The following is a 9466-nucleotide window of genomic DNA, read 5'->3' as shown; positions in this document are numbered from 1 at the left end:
TCCGACAGCGAATATTTTAAGTAATAGCAGCCCAGCAGCTTAATATGGAAATATTTTGATTCCATATTAAGCTGTCTTGGTCACTGTTAGGAGCGGCGAGTTTATTTGTAGAATTAAATAGTGACAGGGGACCTCTTGATTGGGAAGCTTTAAAAACATGGTGCGTCTGTATACCAACCTGCCGAACAAAATATATATTCTATGTATCTGTATGGTTATTAATGGTCTGGGCAGTTTTGTGTTTCCATTAATTACATTTATACTCAAATTGAAAATAGGCTTTACCGAAGACCAAATTGGCTTAATTATTACATTATTTATTATATGTCAAGCGCCATGCTTATTAATTGGGGGCAAATTGATTGATCATTATGGAAGAAAGCCCTTAATTATTTTCTCCTATATGCTGGCTGGGTCTTGTTATTTAGCCTGCAGCCTGATAGAGCCAAGCTTTTTTATGGGCTTGCTGATTATTGTGGCCTCCATCTTATTTTCAGTTACGGGGCCAGTTTTCAATACGTTAATCGCGGATTTTACAAATGAAGAAAATCGCAACGCTTCGTTTTCAATAATGTACTTGGCAAATAATATCGGGTTCTCAGTATCGCCCCTGTTGGGTGGGTTACTGTTCTCAAAATATTTAAGTATTCTGTTTATTGTCAATGCGGCAAGTATGATCATTTCAATTATAATTTTTTGCCTATTTATTAAAGAGCCCTACAGTTTTAAGGAAAGTGAGACTGGAAAACCAAGGAATCTAGCGGAGAGCCGGTCTTATCAGGAAAAAACAGTAGGAATATTAGTTAATAATCCTATACTTATCCTCGCAGCTCTGGTTATGTTTGTATACCAGTTTTCATATTCCCAATGGGGCTTTCTTCTTCCTTTACAAATGGTGGATCGATTCAATGCAGCCGGCACACAATTTTACGGAATTATTGCTGGCATAAATGGGTTTGCTGTAATTTTTTTGACTCCCTTGTTAACCTACAAACTAAGGAGAATTAGTGCAATAAATCTCATTATTTTCGGAGGAGTCTGCTATGCTGCGGCCTTTATAACATTTGGCATTGCGAATACATTAAGTGTATTCGTAATTGCTATTGCCATAATGACATTGGGAGAGGTAATGATAGTAATGAACTATAACGTATTTATAGCTAATAATACGCCTGAAACTCACCGAGGCAGAATACTTTCACTGCTGCCCATTATAACAGGCTCAGGGTATGCATTAGGTCCGGTTGTTGTCGGTAATTTTATTGATTTGGGCTATACGAAAATATGGATACTTCTTGGTATTAGCGTATTCGGGGCCGCAATAGCGATGCGCTCTCTAGCAGTCAGGAAAATTCAACGCAAGTATCCACTGTAAGGAGGATGGAGGTACTCCAATTGAGGTAATTTATAAAATTATTAGAACACGTGGAATTGCTTGATTCGACAGTGGACTTTGTATTTTACGCTTGATTGGCCCATCGGTAGATTTGGCTCTTTAAGCATAAAAAATTCCGGTCCAATGACCGGAATCCCGTGTAAATCAAGTATCGAGACGACAGGATTTGAACCTGCGACCTCTTGCTCCCGAAGCAAGCGCTCTACCAAGCTGAGCCACGTCTCGTTAGTGGATATAATCAGGAAATATTGCGCCCGAACAATTAGAGATTATACGCCTGTTTGCGATTATTGTAAAGATATGTTTTAAGAATGTGAACGGAGATTTTGACCGTCGGCCGCAGTATGTATAACGTTCGTGAGTATGTATAATGTACATATGAGAAAATTTAGCAGGACGGCGCAAAATTCGTCGCTCTTAGGAGGAGTAAACTATGGACCTGGGTTTGAGAGGGAAAAAGGCGGTAATAACCGGCGGCAGCAAAGGAATCGGCTTGGCCACGGCTGTTGTTCTGGCAAGTGAGGGCGCGGAGGTGGCGATCATTGCCCGAACGCCGGAGCCGCTTGAGGCGGCGGCGCGGCATATATATGAAGCGACAGGAAAGGAAGCGCTGGTTATTCAGGCCGATATTTCGTCGGAGGAGGGCGCCCGGCGGGCGGTCGAGACGGCTGGCGCGCAATTTGGCGGCGTCGATATTCTGATCAATAACGCTGGCACCTCCGCAGCCAAGCCGTTCGAGGAAGTAACCGCTGAAGGCTGGGACACCGATCTCGATCTGAAGCTGCTGGGCGCGGTACACTGCGCGCGGGCGGCGATTCCGTATATGCGGAAGGCGGGCGGCGGAGCCGTCGTCAACGTCACCGCCGTCAAAGGCAAGGCTCCGTCCGCCGCTTCCTTGCCAACGTCTGTAAGCCGCGCTGCGGGCCTTGCGCTGACCAAAGCGATGAGCAAGGATTTGGCCGGAGCGGGTATTCGCGTCAATGCGGTATGCATCGGTCTCATCCGAAGCGACCAAATCGAGCGGAAATGGAAGCAGGCTGCCCCGGAGCTTAGCTGGGAGGAGTTCTCCACCGACCAGCGCCACGGCATTCCCCTGGGAAGGATCGGCGAAGCGGAGGAAGCGGCTAAGGTAATCGCGTTCCTGGTGTCCGATGCGGCGTCATACGTTACCGGAACATCGGTCAATATCGACGGAGGCTCTTCGGCGGTGCTGTAACGAGGACGGCGGCTTCACGGCGGATCGGGTGAGAGCAGACCTGCCTGACCTATCTTCACTAGCAGATTGACAGGAACGTAGAGCATGGATATACTTATGATGATAAAATGCGTTAACAGCATAGCTATGAATACGCAGATGAAATGAAGTACGCCGGAAACAAGGCTTCAGCAGAGAACGGATTCCCTTGCGGGTGACGCAAGCGGCTGCGAGAATCCGGAAGACGGGCCGGCGGAAAGCTGATTTCGGAGTGCGGGTACAAGCCCGCCGGATGGTTCCGTTAACGGCCGTAACAAGGCGATCGCCCACTGGAAGCGTGTCCCGGTGCATCTTTTAATTAAGATGCCGTGACGCAACCGGGCGATAACCAGGGTGGTACCGCGATATGAATCGTCCCTGAATTATTCAGGGGCGTTTTTTTGTTTTACATTATTAAACCGACGGGAGCTGTATCAGATGAAAGCAAGTGAAATCCGTTCCAAATGGCTGACGTTCTTTGAAGGCAAAGGCCATAAAATCGAGCCCAGCGCATCGCTCGTCCCTCATAACGATCCATCGCTCTTGTGGATCAATGCGGGCATGGCGCCGCTTAAAGCTTATTTCGACGGGCGCGTGAAGCCGGAAAATCCGCGTCTAGCGAATTCGCAGAAGTGTATCCGGACAAATGACATTGAGAACGTCGGCAAGACGCGCCGGCACCATACATTTTTTGAAATGCTGGGCAACTTCTCCATCGGAGACTATTTCAAGGAAGAAGCGATTACCTGGGCATGGGAATTCCTGACCGGCAAGGAGTGGATCGGCTTCGATCCGGACCGTCTGGCTGTTACGGTCTATCCCGAGGATGAAGAAGCGTACAAGTTCTGGAATGAAAAAATCGGACTGCCCGCAGAGCGCATCATCAAGCTGGAGGACAACTTCTGGGATATCGGCGAAGGGCCGTGCGGACCTTGTACGGAAATCTTCTACGACCGGGGCGAGGCCTACGGCAGCGACATGTCGGACCCGGAAATGTATCCGGGCGGCGAGAACGAACGCTATCTCGAAGTATGGAACCTGGTGTTCTCGCAGTTCAACCACAATAAGGACGGCAGCTACACGCCGCTTCCGAACAAGAACATTGATACCGGCGCGGGCCTGGAGCGTTTCGCTTCCATCCTTCAGGACGTGGATTCGAACTTCGACACCGACCTGTTCCAGCCGATCATTCAAACAACGGCGAAGCTGGCCGGGGTGAACTACAAGGATAATCTGGAGCAGGACATCGCGCTGAAGGTCATCGCCGATCATATCCGTACCGTGACTTTTGCGGTAGGCGACGGGGTGCTGCCTTCCAATGAAGGCCGCGGCTATATTATCCGCCGTCTATTGCGCCGCGCAGTGCGCTACGGCAAGACGCTTGGCCTTGACCGTCCATTCATGTACGAGCTGACGAGCATTGTGGGCGACATTATGGGCGTCTACTACCCTACCGTGGTGGAGAACCGCGAATATATTTCCAAAATCATCCGTACGGAAGAGGAGCGCTTCCACGAAACGCTGTCCGACGGCCTGGCAATCCTGGGCGAAATCAGCGACCGGGCGAAGGCGGACGGCGTGGACACGATCAACGGAGCGGACGCGTTCAAGCTGTATGACACCTATGGCTTCCCGTTCGACCTGACGGAAGACTACGCTGCGGAGCAGGGGCTGAAGGTCGACCGCGAAGGGTTCGACGCGGCGATGCAGGAGCAGCGCGACCGGGCAAGAGCGGCCCGCCATGACAGCGGCAGCATGAAGGTGCAGGGCGGCGCATTGTCCGAGCTGACGGTTAAAAGCGAATTTGTTGGTTATAATGACCTCGTAGCCGAAACGAAAATCGCTGCGATCGTCGTTGGCGACGAGCTGGTGGACAGCGCCGGCGAAGGCGCCGAGGCGCAGGTTATCCTGGAATCGACTCCTTTTTATGCCGAGAGCGGCGGCCAGGTCAGCGACCACGGCGTGCTGACAGGCACCTCCGTTACGGCGAAGGTGAACGGATTGTTCAAAGCGCCGCGCGGCCAGCATGTTCATCTCGTAACGGTGGAATCCGGCGAGCTTAAAGTGGGCGATACGGTCCGCGCCGAGGTGGACCGGGCGGAGCGCGAGGATGTTGTGAAGAACCACACGGCCACCCATCTGCTGCATAAAGCGCTGAAGGAAGTGCTCGGCGGCCACGTCAACCAGGCGGGTTCGCTGGTGGAAGGGCAGCGTCTGCGGTTCGACTTCTCGCATTTTGGCGCGATTACGCCGGAAGAGCTGACGGAAATCGAGCATAAGGTCAATGAGCAGATCTGGCGCGGACTGGATGTTGTGATCGACAACAAACCGATCGATGAAGCCAAGGCGATGGGCGCGATGGCGCTCTTCGGCGAGAAGTACGGCGATATCGTCCGCGTGGTGCAGGTCGGCGATTACAGCCTTGAGCTGTGCGGCGGCTGTCATGTGCGCAATACGTCGCAGATCGGCATTTTCAAGCTGGTCAGCGAGAGCGGCATCGGCTCCGGCGTGCGCCGGATCGAAGCGGTGACCGGCCGTTACGCTTACCAGCACACGGAGAGCCAGCTCGACGTGCTAAAGCAGGCTGCGGCGCTGCTGAAATCGTCGCTGCCGGACGTACCGAAGCGAATCGAGGCTTTGAGCGGCCAGGTGCGCGAGCTTGCGCGCGAGAATGAGTCGCTGCAATCGAAGCTCAGCGCAGCAGCCGCAGCCGAGCTGACCAGCAGTGTGAAGACGGTCGGCAGCGGCGTACAGGTGCTGACGGCTTCCGTGCAGGCGAGCAGCATGGACGCGCTGCGCTCCATGGCCGACGAACTGAAGGCGAAGCTGCCGGAGGCGGTCATCGTGCTGGGCGCCGCCATGGACGACAAAGTGAACTTTGTCGTGGCAGTGCCGCAGGCGCTCGTGAAGCAGGGCTACCATGCCGGCAAGCTGGTGAAGGAAGTCGCTGCGGTATGCGGCGGAGGCGGAGGCGGCCGTCCGGACATGGCCCAGGCTGGCGGCAAGGACGCCTCCAAGCTGGCTGCCGCGCTGGCGAAGGCCGAAGAACTGGTGGCCGACCAGGGCTAAACTGGCGGCTTCAAGCAGGAGTCTGCGGCGTTCCGGACCCGGGATCAAGTCGCAGCGGGTTTCAATATCCGTGCGGGTACTTGGCGAGCCGGTATAGCCGGTGCCCGGGTTCCGGCAGGCCTTGGCTGGACAGGTTCCCGCGTTTTTCGCGCCTGCTCTGCATACCATTCCTTGTTTTTGCGTTATTCATGAGCATTATCCCAAAAAAACGCTATATTCCGGCAGGATTTTCTTGTTTGACCGTGAATATGTTATGATGGAGTGAGATACAAATATAGTAATGCAGCAACTTTGCGAAGGCCCGTCAAGCATTGACTGCGCAGAAGGAAGGTGTCACAAATGGACTCCATGGACAAAACGGTCAAATTCAATGTGAAGGGCGACGAGAAAGAGGCATCTCCCCGCGAGATCCTGCTTACCGTTCACAACGCCCTGGTGGAGAAGGATTATAATCCGATCAACCAGATTGTAGGCTACCTTCTTTCCGGTGATCCGGCTTACATCCCGCGCCACAACAATGCGAGAAGTTTGGTCCGGAGGAAAGAACGTGACGAGCTGATTGAGGAACTGGTCCGGTTCTACCTTGCCAATCAGCCGGCGGATCAGGTCAAATGAGGAAGCTCGGTCTGGATTACGGGGACCGCCGGATCGGCGCAGCCGTAAGCGATGCTTTTGGCTGGACCGCTCAGGGACTGGAGACCATTGAGCGCCGCCGGGACGGGAGCGAGCTGGAGCGAATCCGTCGCTTGATCGAGGAATACGAAGTATCCGAGGTTGTAGTCGGCCTTCCCAAGAATATGAACGGCACAGTGGGCCCCCGCGGCGAGCTCTGCATCGAATTTGCGAACCGGCTGCGGGAGACGCTGGGTTTGCCCGTATCCCTTTGGGATGAACGTCTGACGACGGTGTCCGCGGAGCGGGTGCTGATTGAAGGCGATGTCAGCCGCAAGAAGCGCAAAGGAATTGTGGATAAAATGGCCGCGGTTCTGATTTTGCAAAATTATTTGGACGCCAACAGTAAAAGGTGAGGGGTGCGCACACATGGCAAACGAGCAGATCGGCATGGATGAGGAACCGGAGATTATTTACATTCCCGATGATGAAGGCAACGAAGAGGAATTCGAGGTGATCATGAAGTTCGAGGTCGACGGTTCCGATTCCAAGTATATGATGGTGGTTCCGCTCGATTCCGAGGATGAAGAAGCCGACGAGGTATACGCATTCCGCTATGAAGAGGACGGAGAGGATCTGCAGTTGTTCATGATCGATGATGATGAAGAGTGGGCGATTGTCGAAGAGACCTTTAACACGCTGGTTGACGAGCTGGACGGGGGAGCGGGGAATGACTGAGTTTTCTGCCGGCCAGGTGATATGGACCTCCAGGCTGAAAGAAGCTTATGGAGAGTCCGTGGAGCTGGAAGACGAGAACGGTAAAGCTTCCGTATACGAGATCATCGCCGAATTTGATGTACAGGGCCGCAGCTATGCGGTGCTGCAAGATTCGGAAAGGATCGGGGAGCAGGAAATTCTGCGTATAGTGGTGTCCCAAGGCGGTCCGCCAGAGCTGGAGAGCATTGAAGACGACGACGAATGGGAAGATGTGTCGGAGCTGTATGACGAGCTGACCTTTCCAGGCGACGAAGTGTAAGCATATACGGCTAGCCGCTTTCGGCCCTCGGGCCGATGGCAGGCAGCCACAAGCAGGGGAGGGCGGAGCAATTCCGCGCTCTTTTTGCTTGGAAAATAACTGATTTTTGAAAATATCTATTGAATTTAAATGAATACAATTTTATATTTATAGTCGGAAAGTGAGGAGAATGCTTGAAATCCGGGGTCCGCAATCTTTTGATGATCCTGCTGCTGCTTGTCGTCCTGGCGGGAGCAGGCATTTGGTATATATGGAATGGGATGAAGCCGGTGGAGCCGTCAGGGCCTGCTGTCAAGATTACGATTGAAAAAGGCATGGGCAGCTCGGAAATTGCCGATCTGCTGGAGAGGACAGGGATTATCCGCAGCGCTCTTCTGTTCAAAGGCTATTTGAAGTGGACGAACGAAGGATCGCAGTTCAAGGCGGGAACGTACAGCGCCGCGCCCGGCGCAACCTATGACAATCTGATTGCTCGCCTGAATGCGGGGGATGTGGTGAAGAAGGAAACCGTCGTCTTTACGATTCCCGAAGGGTATACGGTGAAGCAGATTGCGGACAGGCTGGCTCAGACCTGGGGCACGGACGCCGCTCTTTTTGTATCGCTGATGGATACGGGGGCGGAGCTGCGGGAGACGGACCTTCTGGGCATTCCGCAGGACAAGGGTATCCGCCACCGACTGGAGGGTTATCTGTTTCCGGAGACCTATGAGCTGGTCAAAGGCAGCACACCGCAGCAGATTGTCGAGAAGATGATGGAAGAGCTGGAGAAGAGGCTGGACAGTGTTTCGGGCTGGCAGGCTAAGCTTAAAGCGCGCGGACTGACCCTGCACGAGCTGCTGACCGTTGCCTCTCTGGTGGAGCGTGAGGTCGTCGTGGATAGCGAGCGGCCGCTTGTGGCCGGAGTGATCTACAACAGACTGGATAAAGGGCAAAAGCTTGAGATTGACGCGACCGTCCAGTATTTGCTACCCCAGCCCAAGGAAAGACTGCTGTATAAGGACCTCGAAGTCAAGAGTCCATATAATACGTACCGGAACACCGGGCTGCCGCCAGGTCCGATTTGCAGCCCGGGTCTTGCCTCGATTAAGGCGGCGCTGGAGCCGGAGGCTTCGGATTATTATTATTATGTGACGAAGAAGGATGGAAGCCATGCCCATCTGTTCGCCAAGACGTACAAGGAGCATTTGGCCAATATCCAAAAGAGCCGGGAAGCGGCCCAATAAAAGGTTATAATTAAGGATGCAGCCCGGCGCCTGACTGTGCCGGATGCGTCTACAGGAGGGTACATGATGAAGAGTAAACCGGAGCTGCTAGCGCCGGCCGCTTCCCTTGCGGAAGCGGCCGCGCTGCTGGATGCCGGAGCCGATGCGCTGCTCATCGGCGACGACCGGTTCGGCATGAGGCTGGCCGGACATTTCAGTCTGGAGGATACGGCGGAGGCCGTGGCAATGGCCCATGCGCGAGGCCGTAAAGTATATGCCGGGCTCGGGGGTCTAATGCCGAACCGGCTGCTGGATGAGCTTCCGGCCTATATCAAGGCCATTGCGGACATCGGCGTGGATGCCGCCGAGTTCGGCGATCCGGCCGTACTGGCCGCGGCCCGGCGCGAAGCGCCCGGCCTTAAGCTTCACTGGAATGCGGAGATGACGTCCACCAATTTCGCTACGGCCAATTATTGGGGACGCAAGGGCGCTTCCCGCGTCGTTCTGGCGCGTGAGCTGAACATGGACGAAATTACGGAAATGATGCCGAAGCTTGAAGTGGAGGCACAGGTGCAAGTCCACGGCATGACCAATATTTATCACTCCAAGCGGAAGCTGGTGGAGAGCTATATGGCCCATCAGGGGCGTCCCGTTACAGGGGGAAGCCTTGGGAAGGAACGCGGTCTGTTCCTGGTCGAGGCCGAGCGTCCGGATGAGAAGTTCCCGGTCTATGAGGATGTGAACGGCACCCATATTATGAGCTCGGATGATCTGTGCATTCTGGAAGATCTGCATATTCTGATGGAGGCGGGGGTTGACAGCTTCAAGATCGAAGGGCTGCTTAAGCCGACCGCTTACAATGTTGCGGCGGTCAAGACTTACCGCCGGGCAATCGACGCGTATGCCGCCGACCCTGC

The 9466-nt window shown here is 53.9% G+C and carries 9 protein-coding genes and 1 tRNA gene; 9 read left to right on the top strand and 1 reads right to left on the bottom strand.

Annotated elements, in window-relative coordinates:
• Nucleotides 1-139: 139 nt before the first annotated feature.
• On the top strand, nt 140-1375 hold the full coding sequence (locus L692_RS0111300) for an MFS transporter (protein WP_025699910.1): 1236 nt from the start codon (nt 140-142) through the stop codon (nt 1373-1375).
• A gap of 172 nt (nt 1376-1547) precedes the next feature.
• Here the strand turns inward: L692_RS0111300 and L692_RS0111295 are convergent.
• Nucleotides 1548-1621: transfer RNA gene (locus tag L692_RS0111295), tRNA-Pro, on the bottom strand.
• Between the two features lie 208 nt (nt 1622-1829).
• On the opposite strand from L692_RS0111295, the gene L692_RS0111290 reads away from it, so the two are divergent.
• The 8 genes from L692_RS0111290 to L692_RS0111250 form a co-directional block, all read left to right on the top strand.
• Nucleotides 1830-2612, top strand: a complete 783-nt coding sequence (locus tag L692_RS0111290) for an SDR family NAD(P)-dependent oxidoreductase (RefSeq protein ID WP_025699909.1) — start codon at nt 1830-1832, stop codon at nt 2610-2612.
• A 456-nt stretch (nt 2613-3068) separates the two neighbouring features.
• The gene (gene alaS / locus L692_RS0111285) at nt 3069-5699 is read left to right on the top strand and encodes an alanine--tRNA ligase (RefSeq protein WP_025699907.1); all 2631 of its coding nucleotides are present in this window, start codon (nt 3069-3071) and stop codon (nt 5697-5699) included.
• 339 nt (nt 5700-6038) lie between these two features.
• The gene (locus L692_RS0111280; RefSeq protein WP_025699905.1) at nt 6039-6314 is read left to right on the top strand and encodes an IreB family regulatory phosphoprotein; all 276 of its coding nucleotides are present in this window, start codon (nt 6039-6041) and stop codon (nt 6312-6314) included.
• On the top strand, nt 6311-6727 hold the full coding sequence (gene ruvX / locus L692_RS0111275) for a Holliday junction resolvase RuvX (RefSeq protein WP_025699903.1): 417 nt from the start codon (nt 6311-6313) through the stop codon (nt 6725-6727). Before L692_RS0111280 ends, ruvX begins: the two co-directional genes overlap by 4 nt.
• Nucleotides 6728-6740: 13 nt before the next feature.
• Nucleotides 6741-7049, top strand: coding sequence for a DUF1292 domain-containing protein (locus L692_RS0111270; protein ID WP_025699901.1), 309 nt, complete (start codon nt 6741-6743; stop codon nt 7047-7049).
• Nucleotides 7042-7347: a DUF1292 domain-containing protein gene (locus L692_RS0111265; protein WP_025699899.1), complete on the top strand. Its 306-nt coding sequence runs from the start codon at nt 7042-7044 to the stop codon at nt 7345-7347. Before L692_RS0111270 ends, L692_RS0111265 begins: the two co-directional genes overlap by 8 nt.
• Before the next feature lie 200 nt (nt 7348-7547).
• Entirely contained in the window at nt 7548-8570 is a 1023-nt protein-coding gene (gene mltG / locus L692_RS0111260) for an endolytic transglycosylase MltG (protein ID WP_036723261.1), read from the top strand.
• A 66-nt stretch (nt 8571-8636) separates the two neighbouring features.
• A partial coding sequence (locus tag L692_RS0111250) for a peptidase U32 family protein (RefSeq protein ID WP_025699895.1) occupies nt 8637-9466 on the top strand: 830 nt, incomplete at its 3' end.

It is taken from the genome of Paenibacillus forsythiae T98 (assembly GCF_000520735.1).
GTDB lineage: Bacteria > Bacillota > Bacilli > Paenibacillales > Paenibacillaceae > Paenibacillus_AQ > Paenibacillus_AQ forsythiae.
This window is presented reverse-complemented; position numbering and strand designations above follow the sequence as displayed.